Below are 20,741 nucleotides of genomic sequence, written 5' to 3'. Positions count from 1 at the left end.
TCAGTATCAATCTCCACTAATCCATCTGTTCATCAGAAACACTTCTACTCTTCTCAAGTACCGCTATGGTATACATTAACCTTACTAGTAACATTATAGCATCAAGTTTTAATCATATGTAGATTTTAAAAAAATTGATAGCACCCTAACAGATGTTTTCGCTGTTCATTTAATTTACATGATTATTTTTTAGATGCTAATTAAATGTTTGTCAGTAAGCTGAATTTTTGATATTTTTATCCAGATTACTTATGTCGGTTTATCAGTTGTGCTAACAAAAAATGATTGTTTTTAAAGATAATTTAATTCATAATATATATAGAATGAAAAAAAGGAGGTTTTATTGTTGAAAGTTGCTATTTGTGATGACAATCCAACGTTAACCGAAAAAATAAACACGATGCTATTTAATTATAACCCAAATATATTTGAAACCTATACCTACTACAATCCTCTCAAGTTAGTCAATCAACTTGACCAAGAAAATTTTGACTTTTTTATTTTAGATATAGAAATGAGTGAAATGAGCGGAATAGACTTGGCAAAAAAAATCCGAGAACGTGATATTTTATCACCTATCGTTTTTTTGACGAGTTACAAAGAATACATGGAAGAAGTCTTCCAAGTACAAACTTTTGATTATTTATTGAAACCGCCTACGGAAGATCGGTTGCACCAAGTTTTGGAAAAACTGAAACAACAGCTAGAAAAAAAAAGAAATTACTTTGTATTTTCTAGTAACAAAGTTACTTATAAAATACCAACCAAAGATATCATTTATTTCGAAAAAGATAAAAGACAAGTATTGATTCATACAGTTGGAGAAATCTACAAACCCTATATGTCAACGAATCAGATAAACGAACAACTTGATACGAATTTTGTGCAAGTCCACTCTTCTTTCATAATAAATTGCGCTTATATAAAAGAGTTAGGAAAAAATTTCCTATTAATGGATTCTAAAGAAAAATGTATTGAAATACCAATAAGTAGGCGCTTCAAAGCCGCCGCTCATAAAAGTATAGTTATGTCCATGAGAGGAAAGATATAATGCTTGATATAACATTACGAAGCCTAAGTTTGTTAGTTTATTTATTTCTTATCTCTTATTTTTTTTCTAATTGGTCAACAGCTATTAAAAATCATAGAGAATTTTATAATGTCATCTGGATTGTTATAATCATATCAGCCATGGTTACGATTATATTATCCAATGCTTACATACCGAACATTTATTTACCGTATCTTAACTTATTACTAAGTTTCATTTTAACTTACACTATTGCTATGCTACACTCGGTCCCTTATCTCGACTCGGCCGTATGGACAATGACACTTATATCAATAAATTTAATCTGTGAAGTATTGTCGTTACACTTTACGAAAATAATTTTAAATGCAGAATTAACATCCTATGGTAGCCCTACTTTTTTCATAACTTCAATAACAATTACAACTTTGATTGGGGTAGCCTGGATAGTCATACTTAAATTTTCAATAGTTAAAGAAGCAAAGTCTGAATTATCGACAAACTTATCATTTATTGTGATTTTATTACCTATTCCCATACTATCAATAATCATTTTATTTGGGCTTTTAATAGGAAACAACAATGACAAAATTTCTGAGATTACTATTACGATTAGTGTCATATTTTTAAACATCTGTGTAATTTTTCTTTATAAAATTACTATAGAATATCAAAAAAATCAATATGATCTTACTTTGAGAAAAAAAAATATCGAAGTGGAGTATAGAATTTTAAATGAAATAAAGAGAAACAGAACTAACGTTTTAAAATTAAAACATGATTTGAAGAATCAATACTTAACAATCCTCGGACTTATCGAAAATGAAGAAGTTAATGAAGCTATCGATTATATTAAGAGTAGTTTTGATATTTTAGAACCACCAACAAAAACTTATGCTGCCGATGGAGTATTAAACTACCTATTGAATGAAAAGCTTGCTGAAGCAAGAAAGAATCAAATTAATGTTGATCATCAGATATTTGTCTCTAAAAATATAAAAATTAATAATGACGTTCTAACTATTGTAATTGGAAATATAATTGATAACGCCATACAAGCATCGAAGAGAATCAAGCCGATTGACAGATATGTCAATATAATTATCAAGCAAGTCAATAATGATTTATTTATTGAAGTATCGAATAACTATAATTCTGAAGAAATTTTTACAAGAAAACATAGAAAAGATAAAGGTTTAGGAATGAAAAACATTGGTGATCTCTTACAACAATTAGGTGGTATTCAACGTCACTGGACGAAAGAACGTAGATATTTTGTAACTATAGTTATATTTAATGTATACAAAGGAAACAAATGCGGTGATAACTAATCAAGTAAATCACCGCATTTTTTAGTATACTTCCATGTCGCATAATTTATCAGAAAATTTCAAAAATAACCAAACAAGCATCAATCCCATAATCGTTGAAAATAGGAACGTTATAGTTGGAAAATTCATAAGGCCCATAGCAGAAAAATTCGAATATATTAGCATTAGTACCACTGACGTTATTATTGAAGCAATTTCCGATTGTTTCCAAATTGAAATTATTTCTGACAATATCAAAATTACGAATAGTAGACTACAACTTGTAACTATGGTAATAAGACCAAGGTAAATTTCAAAAAATAAATTTGAACTATGAAACTTCAAAATTAAGTTAAGCAAAACCTCAGTCACAAATGAAATAAGAAGCGCACTTCCAAAGCTAGATAAGATTATCACGTAAAAAGAACTTGTTTTTTTTACGAGAAGCTCTTTTCGATCAATCGGAAAAAGAAACGTTCTATTCCGGTGATTGCCAACATAAAATCGTACAAGCTCTTTCCTTAGTAATACAGCTCCATAAATTGATATGCCGCACATAGAAACAGTGTTCGATAATGCTATAATTCCTTGAAATGACGAGATCGTATCAGCACTTTCATCAAATATTCCCACAAATGAGAAAAACATAAAAAATAACATTTGGATTACCAGTGTAATTAAGAAAACTTTAAACCAAACATTTTTAATTTTATCTAATTCATATCTATAAACATTCAATTTTGAGTCACTAATCATGTTTTCTCTTTTGTTCATCATAATACTCTTTCAACCCCTCTCTATACTCTTCTCGAATCTCAACCATTGATTTTGGTTCTTGTACATTGCCTTTCTCTATAAATATAACGTCATCAAGAAATGTTTCCATATCTCTCAATATATGACTACTAATTATCAACACTCTATTTTCGGACAAGGTCTTAACATTCTCAATAAATAACTCTACACCATCAGGATCTAAACCGTTAAATGGCTCATCTAATAATACTAATGAAGGGTTGTGAGCTGTAGCAAGACCTAGCAAAAACCTTTGTTTCATTCCTAAAGACATTGTATTAAACTTTCTTTTTTTATTTACATTTAGACCAACATCCATTAATAGAGTCTCTATCATTAACAAATTTTTTAACTTGTAATAAAAAGCATGGTCATTGTATATATCTTCAAGCATAAATCCATTTAAACTATCTGAGTTAACAAAGTTAGTACCCACCTGCAATAATATTTTAGGGTCTGCTATTTCTACTTGCCGATTGTCTATTTTAAGTATTCCACTATCAGGTCTAAGCAAACTACATAGACATTTCATCAAAGTTGTTTTACCTGCACCATTCGGACCAACTAATCCATAAATTTTCCCTACTTCTAAATCTAATTGATCAACCTTTAAATTGAATGTATCACTTACTTTTTTATATAAATTATTTATATTTATTGTTTGCATTTTGCAATTCAGTCCCTTCTTGACAATGAAATAAGTGAAAGTAATGTAGTTAACACGAACCAAAAACAAACTACAATAATATTAGAAACATTAACAGTATTCTGTTCATAAAACAGTGATCTTATCAAATTACTCGATGGAACAAATGGTAAAAATTCAAAAAAGTTCACTAAAGCAGAAGGCAATCTATCTGTTGGATAAGTAATAGGCGAGAATAAAAGTCCACCTATCATAATTATCTGAGTTGCTAATCCTACTACATTAGGTGTTAGCCAATATGCCAAAGCAAAACCTATAGAGATCATACATAATTGAATTAGACTAAGAATAGCTAGGGCCTTCATTGAGAATCTAATTTGGACATCGAATCTTAAATATGCCGCTAAAAATGACATAAACACCCCAGGTAGTGAGGCCATTCCCCAAATTATAAAGTCGGAAATTAATATGTTCAACCGAGAAACTGGCAATGTCCTTTGATAGTCCACAATGCCCTCCTGTTTTGCTGTACTTACTATTTGAGCAGCAAGAACGCACCCTACCGCAATAATCCCAAGAGTAGTTGCTCCAGATGACAGATAGATAGCTGTCTGATTATTCACATCTGGTATTAGAAGTGCTAACCCGTAGACAATTGCTAATGATAGAAATACTTGAGTTAATGTAAAAACAGGCAATAAGTATTTATGTCTTAATAAACTCCACCCTACTAAAGCAAATAATTCCTTAATCATTGATTTTCTTCTATAATTTTTTATCATTTTCATCTATTAACTCTCCATAGGTTTCATTTAAGGATTTTGGGGAAACTTTATAATTTTGAACTTTTCTTTCTATTACTAATTTCATGACCCAGTCAACTGCTTCTAACACTTGACTGTTCTCTAATTCCATTTCTATCATTAATTCCTCATCGTTTATGTTAGTCTGAATTGCACTCGGTACTATTACACTCTTCAAATCACTTAGATTAAGAAAGTTAACAGTCATATAATTTCGATCGTTTATTTTTATAGACTGTTTTTTTAAGTTCTTATCCTCAAGAATCTTTCCATGATTCATTAAAATATATCTATCAGCATATTTTTCAACTTCTAAAATATTGTGTGTGACCACGATGATTATATGCCCCTTATTAGATAATTCTTTCAGATATCTCCATATTTTTTGCCGTCTAATAGGATCCACATCATTGGTAGGTTCGTCAAGGACTATTATTGGAGAAGGATATACAACGGCCATTGCAAATGAAGTGAGCCTTCTAAGTCCGCCTGAAAGTTTCTGTCCTGGTATATCTTTCCATCCATCTATTTTTAATTCTTTTAAAATTTTAATACACTCTTCTTCAGCTATTTTCTGACTGCCTCCTCTTATTCTTATTATTGACTCGACAGATTGAGCCATCGTTATACCTGCCAAGGGAGCATGTAGTTGAGGCATCATAGAGACATATTCTCTTGCAATTTTACTATCTCTCGCAAATGATAGACCATTAAATGTTATAGAGCCCTTTGTTGATTTCGTTATACCTATAATCTGATTCAACATTGTTGTTTTACCAGCGCCGTTATGTCCAGCTATGGCAGTTATTTCACCTTTATTAAAGCGCAAATTTATATTATCATTTGCATAGCTCTCTGATTTCTTGTACTTTTTACTTAGCGAATGTAATTCTAACTGTTGATTCAAAGCAAACCTCCTATATTTAGACTTAATTAAATTGATTGATAACAGGTTGGAACCATAACCAAATTATCATTGCTAGCACACTTATGCTTATTACTTTAATAATGATTAATTTCATAATTGCGACCTCTTCAAAGTAGAAAGGATTATCAACCACAAAAGAAATCAAAATGTTAATATCTGTTTTTTGTATAATGATAAATTGCCACAATATCCTTGTTATAAGTATTGATGCCGCAATAGAATTAACTCCAACACTTTTATTATTCATAATCAAAAAAACTAACAAGAATATTGCATCCGACGACATTCCAGAAGTGATCGCCGTGATTCTACCAAACCTACTCCACGTCCATACATGAGTCATAGGTATCGTAGCAACGGCTTTAACTATGTTTAAATTGATTTTCCTTGAATTCCTTGAAAATATAATGTGCATAAATTCATGAAAAGTTGTAGATACGATTGAGACAAGAATAGCAATTAGAAAAAATTTTAAAGGATTTGTAAACAAAACATTTACTGCACTTCCAAAAGGAGACCCCTTGATTACGAATAAAAATATGCTAATCGTAAACGCAACAATACCGTTAACATCAATCAGGAAAGAGGAGCTTTTAAATAAGATATTCTTAGGCTCGACAAATAGCGGCTTATAATCATCTCTCTGATCGGCTTTTTTTATCATAATTTTATTTTCAACTAATTCATTAAGTACCTCTTCTTCGATTAGTTCGGATGAATTAATTTGTCTCGCCACTTCATCACTCAACACTAATAGTTGATTTTCTTCTGATACATAAACCCAATCGCCATTGTTTAGCTTACGTTTTAACGTACGAGCTTCGGTATAGTCTCGGCCTATTTCTTCTCTTGATAATATTGAAATATTTCCCATTGGGAGACATCTCCTTTACCACAAGTTGGACATTCACTCTCAAACCTTGGCCAAGTTTTATGCGTGAACGAGTTTCCGTCCTCATAGTTAATTTCATATTGCGTTCCCAAACTTTTTGGCTCAGCATATCTTGTTACCACTCTTATTAACTCATCTACAATTGATGCTGTTAATTGAAAGATACCAGGACCATAAGCTATGGATGGGGGAGCAAATTGAATATTTCTAAAACCTACAAATTGTTCAACAAATTTAGGGTCATTTTTACTGAAGTTCAAATTCATGCAATCAAAGCATCCTGTTTTCTGGGGTATTACAGTGTATACTCTTCCTCGGCTAACCTGTGAGGCACCAAACACGCACGGCAAACCAACTTTTACAATAGCTTCATTCACAATTCTATGTATAAGGAAAGGGGGTTCATCAATAGCGCAAACAATGATATCTATTCCTTCTGTCAATTCAACAACATCATTCACATCTATTATTTTTTTATCTACAGTTTCAACGTTAATATTTGAGTTCATTTCATTAATGGCTCTTTTAGCAACTACAGTTTTCTTCTCACCAATATCTGCTTCTCTATATAGTAATTGACGACCTAAATTACTTGCTTCAACTCGGTCATAGTCCACCATTCTGATCATCTTGGGGCCAAGACCCGCTAGTAACGTTAGAATATTTAATCCTCCTCCACCAAGACCTAATAATAGTATTTTCAAGTTATTTATCTTTTCCTGTATTTCAAATCTATCATCATCAGCTTTACAGTACCTACTAAAGTAATTCACATTAGCTAAGTATCTATCTTCAATCATTCTACCAGGAAACGTCTCCTCGATTAGACCTTCATCATTTAAAAAATCTATCCCTTCTTCGATATCTTTTACTGTTAATTCCGGATATTTCCTCTTCATTTCTGTGACAACTTCATCAAACGATCTAACTCCATCGAGTAAATTAGATAATGTCCAAAATTGACCTTCATCATCATCAAATTCAATAGTGATTCCTAATTGGGCCCCAACTCTAAATCTCTCTTTATTTAATTGATATAATGGCTAGATTGGTTTTATTCTGGGATATTTATACTTCATTTTTTTCACTCCTTATTAAAAAATGACGAGATATTTCTATCTCGTCTAACCGTTATTTGGTTATCAAATTAGATAATAATCCACCATGCTGTTGCATCAACTGTATCGGCTTTACGTACGTTAATTTTTTTCATTCCGCATCACTCCTTCCGCTAAACTTTTTATTGAAAAAGAAAATAAATTTCTCTTTCAGTATATCTATATAATAACTTTGACAATCATAAGTATTATTGATTGGTAATAACTAACAATTTCAATGTAACAATTTGCAAAACAACTGCTGATTTTGCAACTATTTGATTAAAGCGTTGAACGGGTATATCTTATATTAGGTTACAGTTTAAAAAAGAAATGTAAAAAATGGACAAAAATGAACTACAGCCAAAAAAAGAATAAAAATAAATAAACTAGCAGCTATTATAAGTTTATTTTTAACAATATTTATAGCGGGACAAACCATCTCACTTTTCTGGTATTCAGACTTGCTACTCTATTCAATATTTATTTGAATTGAGATGCTTTCACTAATTTTAATTTGAATTCTACCTGATAAGTTCATAAAAAATAACCTCCAAAAATTGTATTTTTCAGATACAACTTTTGGAGGTTAAAATATCTTACCTCAGCCTATTTCTTGGCATTTTTCCATACTTATCATTTCTCTACTTCTCTAAATAAAACTCAAATCGACTTCCTGCATACTGCGTACGAACATATTCAAAAGGTAGTCCGTTTTCAAAATAGGATACTTGGCGCACACGCAGAATCGCATCGCCTCGTTTAATCTCTAAATATTCTGCGATCTGTTCCGATGCTTGAACAGCAGAGATTGTTTGGTTAGAATGGCCAATTTTGTGGCCAGATTTGGCTTCAAGTGTTTTATAAAAAGAGTTCGTGATTTCAGATTTGCCATATTGTGAGACCAATGAATAAGGAATGCTCGCCACCTCAAAACAAATCGGAATGTCATCCGCAAAACGAATTCTTTCCATTCGTAAAATTGAATCTTCTGGACCTAGTTGTAATTTTTCCATCTCACTAGAACTAGGTTTCGCTACAAAATAAGACACCGTCCGACTAGAAGGAACGCGATTTTGAGACAAGGTAATTTCTGTAAAACTAGTGGTACCTGTCATTGTTTCTTGAACTTTCTTACGTGCTACATACGTCCCTGAACCAATTTTTCGTTCTAAAATCCCTTCGTCTGCTAAAGTCTGAATGGCTTGGCGTAAGGTCATTCGACTAACATCAAATTTCAAGGCTAATTCTCGCTCAGAGGGCAAACGATCCCCGATACTCCAGACACCTTTTTCAATATCTTCTTTGATTTTATCGTGAATTTGAATATAAATTGGTATATTTTGAACCATTTACGCTTCCTCCTCTTCGTTCATCTCCTCTTCTATTATAACTGGTATAGACCGTGTAAACAACCAAAAAATGATAAATAAAAGAGGAATTGGAATTTTTATCAAAGTTGGTCTAGTTGCATGCTTTCTTTTTATAACAAAAACATTTGGCTTAGTCAGTAAAAAGTGACCAAGTCAAATGTTTTTAAACGAATTTCTATTAGTTATTATCTTTTTACATTTCCTTCTTTCAACAACTTGTTCGCTGTGGCCATCATCAAACGGATTCGGTTCAACTGATTGACCAAAGATACCCCTGGATCATAATCCACCGCCGCAATGTTTGCTTGCGGATATTGACGTCGTAGCTCTTTCACGACCCCTTTTCCAACAATATGGTTTGGTAAACATCCAAACGGCTGCATACAAACGATGTTATTCACCTCGTGTTTTAAGAGCTCAATCATTTCAGCTGTTAAAAACCAACCTTCACCCGTATGATTGCCAATTGATAAAATTTTACTTGCATCTGCTGCCATATCATAAATGGAATGAATACCATCAAAACGGACAGATTTTCTCAATGCCTTATCCATTGGTTTTTCTACCAATTCCATGATTTTTATCGCAAATTCTGCTAAACGTTTGCTTTGTTTTGACATGCCCATATTTTCGTATTTCCAAATTTGATTGTACAAAGAATAGTTCATAAAGCCAACAATATCTGGCACAACTGCTTCAGCACCTTCTTCTTCTAGCAAACGCACAATATCATTATTCGCTGTCGGCGAATATTTCACTAAAATTTCCCCGACCACACCGACTTTTGGTTTTTTTATCTCTTGTAAAGGAATTTCATCAAACGTCCGAATAATTTTTTTCATGAAGTGATTAAATTGTGTCAGCGAACCATTCCGGACATTGGCTTCCACTCTTTTTAGCCAATCTTGGTGTAGTTGATCCACCATTCCTTTTTCTGTTTCATAAGGTCTTGTTCGATAAACTACTCGTTCGAATAAGTCACCATATAAAAAGGCAACTACTAAGCGTTTGATCATTGGCAACGTAAATTTAAATCCTGGATTGGATTCGACTCCTTTATTGCCCATCGAAACTGAAACTACAGGAACTTGAGAAAAACCGGCATCATTTAAGGCTTTTCGTAATAAGGGAATGTAATTCGTTGCGCGACAACCGCCCCCTGTTTGCGTCATTAAGACACTGACATTATCCAAATCATATTGACCACTTTCCAAAGCTTCAACTAGTTGTCCGATAGAAATAATTGCTGGGTAACACGCATCATTATTGACATATTTTAACCCGACATTCACGGCTTCTTTATCCTGCGCAGGCAAACAGACGACATGATAGCCAGAAGCTTGTAATGCTACATCGACTAATCCAGATTGATGAATCGGGCTAAGCATTGGTAACAGTAAAGTATGTGTTTTTTTCATTTGTTTTGTAAACACTATTTTCTCTGGCTCTTCCATTTGCATATGCGGAACAAACTGTTGCTTCTCCCGCTCATTGACAGCCGCTTTCAAGGAGCGCAACCGAATACGAATTGCGCCCAAATTCGCACCTTCATCGATTTTGAGGACTGTATAAATTTTGCCAGACCGATCCATGATTTCTTCTACTTGATCGGTTGTCACAGCATCTAAGCCGCAACCAAAGGAATTCAGTTGGACAAGTTCTAAATTTTTCGTCTTAGCCACTACTTTAGCCGCCGCATATAAGCGAGAATGATAGACCCATTGATTCACCACACGTAAATTCTGCACGTCTCCAAGATGCGAGATACTGTCTTCTGTCAAGACATGGAATCCTTCCTGTGTAATGACTTCGGCAATGCCGTGATTAATCTCTGGATCCAAGTGATACGGTCGCCCCGATAAGACAATCCCTCTCTGGCCTTTTTCAGTTAACATGGCTAACGTTTCTTCGCCTTTTTCTTGAATTTCTTTTTTAAAAGCTGCTAATTCTTGATAACCATGATGCAGCGCTGTTTGAATTTCTTCTAAGGAAATCCCTAAATCAGCAAAATTTTCAGCTAAAACTTTGGCAACTGCTGCTTCATTCGCTAAATTAAGATAGGGATTTCGATAATCTACTTGGCCCTCTCTGATGGCATCCACATTATTTCGAATGACATCTGGGTAGCTTTGCACAATTGGACAATTAAAATGATTATCCGCTTCCACTGTTTCTTGCTGTTCAAAAACAACACCAGGATAAAAGATAATTGGCACTTGCGCATCAATTAATGCTTGAATATGTCCATGCGCCATTTTCGCTGGGTAACAAACCGTATCACTGGGAATCGTTTCAAGGCCTTGTTCATAGATTTGTTTATTAGAACGTGGCGATAATTCGACCCGAAAGCCCAAGTCAGTAAAAAATGTATGCCACAAAGGATAATTTTCATACATGTTTAGGACTCTAGGGATACCCAAGCGCCCACGAAACGCTTTATTTTCCCGCAAAGGTCGGTACTTAAATAACTTGCGGTACTTATAATCAACCAAATTTACTTTGCGTTCTTCTCGTTTAATTTTAATTCGTGCACCACGTTCACAGCGATTTCCCGTAATAAATTGGCGCCCATCCGAAAACACTGTGACCGTTAATTGACAATTGTTTTCACACAAGCCGCAATGAGTAAATTCCTTTTCAGAGGTAAATTCCGCTAACTTTTCTAAAGAAAGAAGCGTGGTTTCTTCCCCAATTCCATAAGCGTCCAAAGCAATCAGCGCTGCCCCATAGGCCCCCATCAAACCAGCAATAGAAGGACGAACCACTTCACGACCGCTAATTTTTTCAAAAGCTCTCAAGACCGCTTCATTGTAAAATGTTCCTCCCTGGCAGACAATCTTTTCTCCCAACTCTTCAGGTCGGCGAACCTTAATGACTTTATAAATGGCATTTTTGATGACTGAATAAGATAGTCCAGCAGAAATATCGCCGACAGAGGCCCCTTCTTTTTGAACCTGTTTCACTTTTGAGTTCATAAAAACAGTACACCGAGAACCTAAATCAACCGGCGCTTGCGATTCTAAAGCCGCCAAAGCAAAATCCTTCACGTTATAGTTTAAGGATTGCGCAAAGGTTTCAATAAAAGAACCGCACCCAGAAGAACAAGCCTCATTTAATTGAATGGAGGAAAGCACGCCATTTTTAATGGTCATCGCTTTCATATCTTGTCCTCCGATATCCAAAATAAAATCCACACCTGGCTGAAAATGGTTGGCTGCTTTGTAATGGGCCATCGTTTCAACTTCACCAATATCGACTTTTAACGCATTTTTTATTAGCTGTTCTCCATATCCTGTAACAGCCGCTTTTCCGATAAAAACTTCTTCAGGCAGTTGTTGATAAAGTGATTTCAGTACTGTCATGGTGGTTTCTAAAGGTTGCCCTTGGTTATTACCATAAAAAGAAAACAACAAATGACCATCTTCATCAATCAATGTGACTTTTGTCGTTGTTGAGCCTGCATCAATCCCTAAAAAGGCCACGCCAGTATGTTGAGATAAAGGTTTCTCCGTTGCTTGGGCTTGCGCGTGTCTTTCTCGAAAATCTGCTAAATCTTCTGCGCTGTTAAATAACGGTGGTAACGTATCGCTTGGCTGTAAATCAGTAGCCTGGCTGTTCACTAAGCGCTGAATTAATTCTTCCAATGTACATTCGGCTGAATCTTCTGAATAAAGTGCTGCTCCCATTGCTACAAACAGTTGCGGTTGTTCTGGAAAAATAACATCTTCTGGCTGAATTGCTAAGGTTTCAACAAACCGTTTTCTCAATTCTGACATGAAAAATAAAGGTCCCCCTAAAAATGCTACTTTACCTTTAATTTTGCGACCAGCAGCTAACCCGGCGATTGTTTGATTAACTACCGCTTGAAAAATACTCGCCGCGATATCTTCTTTCGCTGCTCCTTCATTGATTAAAGGTTGAACATCCGTTTTGGCAAAAACCCCACAGCGGGAAGCAATCGGATAAATAGTTTGATAATTCTTCGCCAATTCATTTACTCCATTGGCATCCGTTTTAAGTAAAACAGCCATTTGATCGATGAAGGCGCCTGTCCCACCTGCACAACTACCATTCATTCGTTGCTCTAAAGCACCATCAAAAAAAGTGATTTTTGCATCTTCTCCGCCAAGTTCAATAGCAACATCCGTTTCTGGGATTATTGTTTCAACAGTTCGTGTACACGCGATAACTTCTTGAACAAAGGGAATCCCTAATACCTCAGCCAGCCCCATACCACCAGAGCCAGTTATGGTCATTGTCACAGGTTGGTCTGCACCAATCCTTGCTAGCCCTTCTTTTAAAATGCGTTCCGTTGCTGCTTTGACATCTGAAAAATGGCGTTCATATTTTGTAAAAATAGGCTGATTTTGTTTATTTAAAAATACTAATTTTACTGTCGTTGACCCAACATCAATCCCTGCTCTCATAACCATCAATTAAAATACCCCTTCATTTCCCAACAGTTTGTTGATTATTATACAAACTGTTTGTTATAATAGATATACCTATTTTAGAAAGGTTCTAAATAATTTGCAACAAGCAATTTACCCTATTTTGTGAGATAAACAACAAAGTTTCCGCGAATGTTGACTATCTCGAAAGGAATTTATGATGGCAAAGAAAACAGACCTTAGAGTACAACGAACCAGAAAAATGATTATTGAAGCTTTTTTTAAACTTGTAGAAACGAAAGGCTACGAAGCGGTGACGATTCAGGATATTGCTGATGAAGCTATGATTAATCGTGCGACTTTTTATGCTCATTTTAAAGACAAACAGCATTTATATGATGCAATCTTTACCTTTACGCTTAGTGCTTTTACCGCTATTCTTGATTCGCAACAACTGGTTAATGGCAACCGTGTCCGCGTGAAGCACATTGAAGAACTTCTGACGCAACTCTATATTAATATTCAAGAGAACAAATCTTTCTTCTTAACTATCATGGACAATAATTTCAACGAACACTTTCGAAAACGCTTAGCTGAAATTATCGAAGAAAAATATGCGACGATTTTTTCGCAGTTGCGTATCACCGAAAATGATATTGATGTACCGATAGATTTTGTTATTGAATACATGACCTCTATCTTCATCGGTACCCTTCATTGGTGGATTACTAGCGAGACGGATATGACACCCAACCACTTAGCCCAATTAGTTATCAAATTAGTTGGTAATGGGCATTTAACTGTCTTAGGCATCGAATTAGAAAAATAAAAACACCGGAGTAGACAATAATGTTGTCTGCTCCGGTGTTTCTGTTAAAGACGAATTAGTTTTTTGAACGCCATTTGATATTGTGGGCTGTATTTCTTGAAGAAGTGACTTTAACACCACTTTTGATGTTGCCTTTTTTACGAGGAATTAAGTCAACTTTGACATCATACTTACCATCGCGTGCTAAATCGTAAACATTTTCAACCATTTCTGTAATTTTTTCTTTAAAGTTCATTCTTATCAACTCCAGACTATTCTTTCTTAATACTTTAGCATATTCTTATATAAATGAAAACTTTTCTAGCCTGTACATGAGGAAAATCTTACCTCATTTTTGTTATATAATTATACAAAAAAAGAACATCTCTCTACCAGAAATGTTCTGAAAACTGGGGTAGCTGGATTCGAACCAACGCATGACGGAGTCAAAGTCCGTTGCCTTACCGCTTGGCTATACCCCAAAAAGAAAATGGAGGAAAGTGGATTCGAACCACTGAACCCTAAGGAACGGATTTACAGTCCGTCGCGTTTAGCCACTTCGCTATTCCTCCAAAAAGTCATTGTCGCTGTAACGACCTGACTTAGTTATAATACAATCTTTTCCAGAAAAAAGCAACCCTTTTTTTAAAAAAATTGTTATTTATTTTTTATTCACTTAAATTCCATTGACGAATAATTGTTTCAAAGGCTTCGTCCAGATTTTTTGCTGTACCTTCTTGCTTGCCATCAATTTCAATGATGAATTTTTTATCATTTTGCGGAATGACACGACCGATTTCTTTTTTACCAATAAATAATTTGTTCATTAAAACATTTGCTCCATTGTATTGGGCTTTTTCTTCTTCAACACGTACTTCAATATCTTTATTCTTTTTTGACATCTCTATCCCTCCAAGAACTCTATGTTATCAGAATCTTTGAAACAAAACAAGCACCCGCTATTTCTCTGTCAGATTGTTCGTTTATCGTTTCAACGCAGCATTAAGGAGTAACGAAATGCGATTCGCTACTCCTTAAAGGCTGATTTCTATTCTTTTTCTGAACCTTCTGCTGCATGATAGTTCACGCTATTTGAGGTACCTTTTTTAGAAAAGTTTTCAATTAGCTCTTTCACGTCGAGGCCCGTTGTTTCTTTTAGTGTTTCTTGTGTACCAGCCAACAAGTTTGTTGCATAATTGGTAATACGGTTGGCGCCAGAATTTTCGCCACCTGCGCCTGTATCTACCACTGAAATCTTGTCGATGTTGCCCAGTGGTTGTGCTGCTTCTTTCATTAATTGTGGCAACATTTCCATCACCATACTTAACACAGCTGCTTCACCATATTCTTTGAAGGCATCAGCAATCTTTTGTTTGGCTTCGGCTTCCGCTGCACCACGAGCTAAAATAGCTTCGGCTTGCGCTTGACCTGTTAAACGCGTTTTATTGGCTTCCGCTTCGGCTAATGCTTCAACTTTGAAGCGTTCTGCTTCGGCTTCTGCTACTTCGCGTGCTTTTTGAGCAAGAGCTTCTTGTTCGCGTGCGTAACGATCTGCATCGGCTTTTTTCTTCACTTCTGAGTCGTATTGTTTTTCACGACGCGTAATTTCTTTTTCTTCTAACTCAATTTGTTTTTGACGTTCAACGACTTTGACTTCCATTTCTTGTTCCACCACGTGTTGTTGTGCACGCGCGCTTTCCAAGTTATAGGCTTGGTCTGCTTTGGCTTTGGCAATATCTTGTTCTTGTTTGTATAACGCTAATTTCAATTCTTTTTCTTTTGAAGCTTCTGCAATTTCTGTTTGACGTTGCAATTCCGCTTGTTGTGATTCTTTTTCTGCTTCTGCTTTTTTGATGCGGGTTTCTTTCAAGGCTTCTGCTTCAGCAATATCTGCATCACGTTTAACTTGAGCGATTCTTGGTTTCCCTAATGAATCCAAGTATCCATTTTTATCACGAACTTCTTTAATTGTGAACGACACAATAACTAAGCCCATTTTAGCTAAGTCAACACTGGCAACTTCTTGTACACTTTGGCTAAATTTATCACGGTTTTGGTAAATTTCTTCCACTGTCATTGAACCTAAAATCGAACGTAAATGTCCTTCTAATACTTCACGTGCTTCATTTTCTAATTCTTCCGTTGTTTTTCCTAAAAATTGTTCCGCTGCTGTCGCAATTTCTTCAACTGACGAACCAATTTTAATGATTGATGTCCCATCACACATCACAGGAACCCCTTGTTCTGTGTACACTTCCGGTGTGGAAACATCTAATTTACTTGAAAGCAAACTAATTCGATTTGAACGTTGGAACACTGGTAAGACAAACGCACCACCGCCACGAACGATTTTAATTTTGTTGCCACCTTCGTCTACATGAACATTTTTAGACCCTAGATAGCTCCCGCTGATAATTAACGCTTCATCAGGTTTGGCTGTCTGATATTTAGAAACAAACACAATTAATAACATTAATAATACTAAAACTGCAATAATAATCGGTAACAAAATCCCCATTTTCTTCTCTCCTACTCTATATTTTTAGACTGCCTTCGTAAGGAATGACATAACAAACCCGTTCTTTCAATTCAATAATCAATACCTCACTACCTCTTGGCGCAGCCACTTCTTGTGGCACATAAAATGCTGCTGGTCGACTTAACGAACCTGTGACACTCTTCAATTGAATCTCGCCCATTCCCTGGACAGGAATTGGGGTAATCACAGTAGCAACACGACCCTCCATGTCTTTTTCCGAAATAGAAATTGTGGCCTCCGAATTTTTCAAAGGGACCAACACATAAAAATTTAGGAAGAAAACAATAATGGTTGAAAGAATACCACTGACAATTAAAATAAGCCAACTATTCACCGCTGTTAATTCTTCCCCAAGGTACCCAAACAGCGAGGTAAAAGCAATCCATGGAATAATCAGCATTGGGTCAACCGGTCCATCAAAATTAAAAACATCCCCAAAAATAATTAGTAAAAAAGCGAGGACCGCGCTCCCCACTAATGCATAAAAATAAACCGTTTCCAATGGTAGACCTTCTAACACTTTTCCCACACTCCTTTCTGTGCTATAACCTAGTAATAGTGTACCAATTTTTAAATAAAAAGAGTAGTAATTTCCAAATAAATCTCAAAAGATACATCTTAAGACCTATTTTTTCTTAATAAAAGAAGCAGCAATAAACGAGCAGTCCTAGAATTATCGAACTTCTACGGACTCCTCGTTTTTTAAAATGTGCTATTCATTTGATTTTAACGCTTCAATCATATTGATTTTCTTCAATTTCCGATGCATAATGACCATCACAAACAACGTGAAACACATGGTGATGACTGCGGAATATAGATAACTTGGCCAATGAATAATTGGCGAAAACATAATTAAATCAACTTCAACGGTTGCTAAAATATACTGATGCAAAATTTTCCCAAAGAAGCAGCCAACAATAATACCAATGAACGTTAAAATAATGTTTTCACGGTAAACATAGGTGGTGACTTCACGATCGTAAAACCCTAAAACCTTAATCGTGGAAAGTTCTCGAATCCGTTCAGAAACATTAATGTTGGTTAAATTATATAACACAATTAACGCTAAAGAACCAGAAACAGCAATTAGTACCCAAATGACAATATCAAGGCTTTTCAGCATATCATCAAACGAACCTTTCATCGCAGTTAAAAACGTAATGTTCAACACTTTCGGCTGTTTTGTCAACGCCTCTCCGATTGAGGTTTCTTGTTTTGAGGATAACTTTTTGTCAAAAAGTAGGAATTCTGTATTATACTCCGGCTTCTGTTTCGTCATCGTCTGGTAGAGTTTCGGCGTCATATAGACAAAATGACCCGTGTAGTTTTCTGCAATCGCGGCAATTTTCACGTGATAGGTTTGATTATCACTATTTTCTAAATTTAATTGATCTCCGACTTTATAGCCAAATAATTTAGCTAATTTTTCATTAATGATTACACCGTCATCGTTGAGGGAATATTTTTCTCCAGTGACTCGATCATTAAATAATTGAAAATCAGCCATTTTCGAAGGATCTTGTGGCACATAAAGAGTAATATTTTGAGTTGGTGCACCTTGGCCCTTCGTTTTAAAGATTTCTGAATATAACGGAATTGTTTTATTCAAACCATCCAGTTTGCGCAACGTTTCTTGATACTCTTTTGTCTCTTCAGCTGTTGTTTGCTCTTTAAAAGTCACGACTGCTTGGTAATGCCAGATTTTATTAAATTGAATTGTAGCGACATCCACAATTGAATCGCGTAAACCAAAACCAACAATTAACAGCCCCATACAACCAGCTATTCCGATAACGGTCATCAGCATCCGTCGTTTATAGCGGAACAGATTTCTAGCGGTCACTTTTTGAATAAAGCTCATGCGTTGCCATAAAGGGCGGATTCGTTCTAGTAAAATCCGTTGACCTGCTTTCGGCGCTTTGGGTCTTAGCAAGGTAGCTGGGGTACTTAATAAATCGATTCTTAATGTCACTAAGGCCGCTCCCACAGTACAAGCTAAGGCTACAATGATGCCCCATAAACTGTAATTTAAGTACCACGGTGTAACTAAATCAGGAATATTGTACATTTGACCGTAGGCATCAAAAATTATTTTAGGGAATAGATAATAGCCAACTGCCAATCCTAATAATGCACCTGTTAGGCTAGCAACCGTTGCATAGGTAATAAAAATCGAAGCAATTTCACGATTACGATAACCTAAAGCTTTCAAACTACCAATTTCCATTCTTTTTTCTTCCACCATACGTGTCATGGTAGTTAAGCTGACTAATGCCGCAATTAGGAAAAAGAACAACGGGAATAGCGTGGCTAAAGAAGAAATCCGATCAGCGTTATCTTGATATTCAGAAAATCCTGGATTGTCTTCCCTGGTAAAATAATAATACGTTGGGGCTTTCAAATTGGCTAGCTCTGTTTCTTTTTCAGCCAACAGTTGTTCCTGTTTAGCCAATTCGTCTTTTTGCTTTTCAAGCATCTCAGCTGGAATTCCTGGTTGTTGATCCAACTGCGCAAGTGCTTGTTTTCCCATTTCCAGCGCTTGCCGACCTTGGTTAATGTCCGGCTGAGCCGAATCACGCAGAGCCGCAACCTGTTCTTCTGGCCGATTTTTCAGTGCCTCTTTTACCTGATTCAAGGCCTGCTCTCTTTTCTTTTCATAATCAGAGGAATACGTATTTTGATGTTTTAATGAACGAAATGAGATTAGCAATTCTGGATACCGTTGACTGTCAAAGGCTTTTTCCGAAACCACGCCAAAAAAGTTTAACGTTCCAGACCCGACCGTTGTGGTTCCCCTGGATGTATTATCAATATATTCTGGTGAATTGATAAATCCAACAACAGTAAAATGAGTTTGCGTCAGTCCTTTTTCTTTAATCGCTGCATCGTTTAAAGTGATTTTATCACCCATTTTATAGTCATATCTAGTTTTCGCTAATGTATCTAATGCAATTTCATTTGTTTGTTTAGGTAACCGACCGTCAACTACTTGATAGTTAACCGATCCTGCTTGATTTTTTCGATAGCCAAACAATTTTACTGCATTATTTTGCGGCCCAATCGTGGCATCTATTGTATACCGCGGCACAACTGTTTCGACATCTTTTAAAGACTGTAGTGTTGTTAAATCTTTCTTTTCCAGTCCCATTGTAGAAATTATTCGCGCATCTGGAAGCTGCTCTTTCTGGTAATAATTATTCGCGGTTTTAATCATATCTGGTCCAGTAGCTTTCAAACCAACAAAGACCATTACACCAAGGAAAATAATCCCCATAATCGATAAAAACCGTGTAGTAGATTGTCTAATTTCACGTAAGCTTGTTTTAATTAGCGCTGTTTTCTTCATTTTAGGCACCTACCATTCAATTTCAGCAACCAATTTAGGCTGATCATTCACAGTCATTTCACGAACTTTCGCATCATTAATTCGAATTACCCGATCGGCCATTTCTGCAATGGCTGAATTATGGGTAATAATTAAGACGGTCGTTCCTGTTTCACGAGCAGTGTTTTGCAAAATGGTTAAAATTTGTTTCCCTGTTTCATAATCCAGCGCTCCTGTCGGTTCATCACATAAAAGTAACTTTGGCTTTTTAGCAATCGCACGGGCGATGGTTACTCGTTGTTGTTCACCACCAGAAAGTTGCGCTGGAAAATTATCTAAACGTTCCCCTAAACCCACCGATTGTAAAACATTGGTCGAATCCAACGCATCCGCAACGATTTGCGAAGCCAATTCGACATTTTCTTTTGCCGTTAAATTTGGGACTAAATTGTAAAATTGGAAAACAAACCCGACATCATTGCGTCGATAAGTGGTTAATTGTTTCTCTGAAAACTGAGCGATATCTGTGCCATCAATAATAATTTCCCCTTCATCACAGCTGTCCATTCCACCAAGAATATTTAAAACAGTTGATTTTCCAGCACCGCTGGGGCCTAAAATAACCGCTACTTCTCCTTTTTCCACTTCAAAAGAAATGCCGTTATTCGCAGTAATAGTTGTCTCTCCCATTTGGTAACGCTTGTATTCATTTTTGACTTCAATATAGGCCATCCACTATCCCTTCCCTTCTACATTAAAATAGTAACATATCTGAGAATACAAGTCTTTCAAAGAAAAGCC

16 protein-coding genes, 2 tRNA genes and 1 pseudogene are annotated in these 20,741 nt (G+C 35.6%); 3 read left to right on the top strand and 16 right to left on the bottom strand.

The features are described 5' to 3' along the window. Window positions 1-346: 346 nt before the first annotated feature. On the top strand, window positions 347-1,051 hold the full coding sequence (locus IGK03_RS05955) for a LytR/AlgR family response regulator transcription factor (RefSeq protein WP_010713457.1): 705 nt from the start codon (window positions 347-349) through the stop codon (window positions 1,049-1,051). 278 nt (window positions 1,052-1,329) lie between these two features. Next, window positions 1,330-2,361: a sensor histidine kinase gene (locus tag IGK03_RS05950; protein ID WP_224785632.1), complete on the top strand. Its 1,032-nt coding sequence runs from the start codon at window positions 1,330-1,332 to the stop codon at window positions 2,359-2,361. A gap of 21 nt (window positions 2,362-2,382) precedes the next feature. On the opposite strand, the gene IGK03_RS05945 is transcribed toward IGK03_RS05950, so the two are convergent. The 8 genes and pseudogenes from IGK03_RS05945 to IGK03_RS05910 all read right to left on the bottom strand — a co-directional run bounded on the left by IGK03_RS05945 (window position 2,383) and on the right by IGK03_RS05910 (window position 13,307). Beyond that, on the bottom strand, window positions 2,383-3,117 hold the full coding sequence (locus IGK03_RS05945) for a hypothetical protein (RefSeq protein ID WP_002382255.1): 735 nt from the start codon (window positions 3,115-3,117) through the stop codon (window positions 2,383-2,385). After that, entirely contained in the window at window positions 3,089-3,802 is a 714-nt protein-coding gene (locus tag IGK03_RS05940; protein WP_002378341.1) for an ATP-binding cassette domain-containing protein, read from the bottom strand. The genes IGK03_RS05945 and IGK03_RS05940 overlap by 29 nt, the downstream gene beginning before the upstream one ends. 8 nt (window positions 3,803-3,810) lie before the next feature. Next, window positions 3,811-4,569 carry an ABC transporter permease gene (locus IGK03_RS05935; RefSeq protein ID WP_002382254.1) on the bottom strand — a complete coding sequence of 253 codons (759 nt, stop codon included), beginning with the start codon at window positions 4,567-4,569 and terminating at the stop codon, window positions 3,811-3,813. Beyond that, window positions 4,547-5,491: an ABC transporter ATP-binding protein gene (locus tag IGK03_RS05930; protein ID WP_430602558.1), complete on the bottom strand. Its 945-nt coding sequence runs from the start codon at window positions 5,489-5,491 to the stop codon at window positions 4,547-4,549. Before IGK03_RS05930 ends, IGK03_RS05935 begins: the two co-directional genes overlap by 23 nt. A 22-nt stretch (window positions 5,492-5,513) precedes the next feature. After that, window positions 5,514-6,386 carry a hypothetical protein gene (locus IGK03_RS05925; RefSeq protein ID WP_010713459.1) on the bottom strand — a complete coding sequence of 291 codons (873 nt, stop codon included), beginning with the start codon at window positions 6,384-6,386 and terminating at the stop codon, window positions 5,514-5,516. Then, window positions 6,350-7,483: pseudogene (locus IGK03_RS05920) on the bottom strand (ThiF family adenylyltransferase). Before IGK03_RS05920 ends, IGK03_RS05925 begins: the two are co-directional and overlap by 37 nt. A gap of 662 nt (window positions 7,484-8,145) precedes the next feature. Then, on the bottom strand, window positions 8,146-8,853 hold the full coding sequence (locus IGK03_RS05915; protein ID WP_002357800.1) for a GntR family transcriptional regulator: 708 nt from the start codon (window positions 8,851-8,853) through the stop codon (window positions 8,146-8,148). Window positions 8,854-9,059: 206 nt separating this feature from the next. Then, window positions 9,060-13,307, bottom strand: coding sequence for an acyl-CoA dehydratase activase-related protein (locus IGK03_RS05910; protein ID WP_430602600.1), 4,248 nt, complete (start codon window positions 13,305-13,307; stop codon window positions 9,060-9,062). 175 nt (window positions 13,308-13,482) lie between these two features. Between IGK03_RS05910 and IGK03_RS05905 the strand changes: the two genes are divergently transcribed. Next, complete coding sequence (locus IGK03_RS05905; protein ID WP_002357803.1) at window positions 13,483-14,094, top strand: TetR/AcrR family transcriptional regulator; 612 nt, start codon at window positions 13,483-13,485, stop codon at window positions 14,092-14,094. 55 nt (window positions 14,095-14,149) lie between these two features. Here the strand turns inward: IGK03_RS05905 and IGK03_RS05900 are convergent, their stop codons facing one another. From IGK03_RS05900 to IGK03_RS05865, 8 genes are all read right to left on the bottom strand, one after another. Further along, on the bottom strand, window positions 14,150-14,329 hold the full coding sequence (locus IGK03_RS05900) for a hypothetical protein (RefSeq protein ID WP_002357804.1): 180 nt from the start codon (window positions 14,327-14,329) through the stop codon (window positions 14,150-14,152). A 154-nt stretch (window positions 14,330-14,483) separates the two neighbouring features. Then, a tRNA-Gln gene (locus tag IGK03_RS05895) sits at window positions 14,484-14,555 on the bottom strand. Window positions 14,556-14,564: 9 nt separating this feature from the next. Beyond that, window positions 14,565-14,645, bottom strand: a tRNA-Tyr gene (locus IGK03_RS05890). A 96-nt stretch (window positions 14,646-14,741) separates the two neighbouring features. Next, the gene (locus IGK03_RS05885) at window positions 14,742-14,975 is read right to left on the bottom strand and encodes a DUF2969 domain-containing protein (RefSeq protein WP_002357806.1); all 234 of its coding nucleotides are present in this window, start codon (window positions 14,973-14,975) and stop codon (window positions 14,742-14,744) included. A gap of 146 nt (window positions 14,976-15,121) precedes the next feature. After that, entirely contained in the window at window positions 15,122-16,591 is a 1,470-nt protein-coding gene (locus IGK03_RS05880; RefSeq protein WP_002365565.1) for a flotillin family protein, read from the bottom strand. Window positions 16,592-16,607: 16 nt separating this feature from the next. Further along, a complete protein-coding gene (locus IGK03_RS05875) occupies window positions 16,608-17,141 on the bottom strand; it encodes a hypothetical protein (protein ID WP_002369505.1) in 534 nt (177 codons plus the stop codon). 183 nt (window positions 17,142-17,324) lie between these two features. Further along, window positions 17,325-19,961, bottom strand: coding sequence for an FtsX-like permease family protein (locus tag IGK03_RS05870; protein ID WP_289858032.1), 2,637 nt, complete (start codon window positions 19,959-19,961; stop codon window positions 17,325-17,327). Between the two features lie 9 nt (window positions 19,962-19,970). Beyond that, on the bottom strand, window positions 19,971-20,672 hold the full coding sequence (locus tag IGK03_RS05865; RefSeq protein ID WP_202334814.1) for an ABC transporter ATP-binding protein: 702 nt from the start codon (window positions 20,670-20,672) through the stop codon (window positions 19,971-19,973). Window positions 20,673-20,741 lie beyond the last annotated feature (69 nt).

Source organism: Enterococcus sp. DIV2453a, from assembly GCF_050533535.1.
GTDB lineage: Bacteria > Bacillota > Bacilli > Lactobacillales > Enterococcaceae > Enterococcus > Enterococcus faecalis.
This window is presented reverse-complemented; position numbering and strand designations above follow the sequence as displayed.